The following is a 656-nucleotide window of genomic DNA, read 5'->3' on the forward strand; positions in this document are numbered from 1 at the left end:
ATCGCGAGCTCGGCGTGCTCGACCTCCTCACGCACACCGGCGTCGCGGCGCGGTTCCCGGGCGAGGTCGCACGCCGGCGGCACCTCGGCAAGTTCTACCACCGGCCGCCGGGCGGCGAGTCCTGGGCCGACATCGCGCTGCGGCTGCGCTCCTTCTTCGGTGACTTCGAGGCCGCCGCCGGCGAGCGCGCCTTCGTCATGGCCCACGACGCGATCGTCATGGTCTCGCTCTACGTGCTGCTCGGCCTCAGCGAGACCGAGCTGCTCGAGTTCGCGCGCGCCAACGTGGTCGGCAACGCGTCGGTCACGCACCTGGAACGCGTCGACGGCCGGTGGCGCCTCGTCGAGTTCGGTGACGTCGCGCACCTCCGCGTCGAGGGAGCCCCGGTCACCGCCCATCCGGGAGCGGACGATGTCACGCCCCGCTGAGGCGATCCCGGCCGACGAGCGGATGCTGCGAGCGTGGCCGCTGCCGGCGCCGGGCGGCTCGAAGGATGCCCGCGGTCGCGTGGTGGTGATCGGCGGCTCGGAGCACTCCCCGGGCGGCGTGCTGCTCGCGGGCGTGGCCGCACTGCGCGTCGGCGCCGGGCGGCTGACGCTCGTCACTTCCGGCTCGATCGCACTGCCCGTGGCGATGGCGGTGCCGGAGGCCGGGGT

1 protein-coding gene and 1 pseudogene are annotated in these 656 nt (G+C 74.5%); both read left to right on the plus strand.

All coding sequences use genetic code 11. The annotated features are described in order from the left end of the window. On the plus strand, nt 1–428 hold a 428-nt coding region (locus tag GH736_RS23915), incomplete at its 5' end, for a histidine phosphatase family protein (RefSeq protein WP_162529612.1). Next, nucleotides 412–656: pseudogene (locus GH736_RS23920) on the plus strand (NAD(P)H-hydrate dehydratase); the annotation flags it as partial. The gene GH736_RS23915 and the pseudogene GH736_RS23920, both read left to right, overlap by 17 nt.

It is taken from the genome of Agromyces humi (assembly GCF_009720255.1).
GTDB classification, from domain to species: Bacteria; Actinomycetota; Actinomycetes; order Actinomycetales; family Microbacteriaceae; genus Agromyces; species Agromyces humi.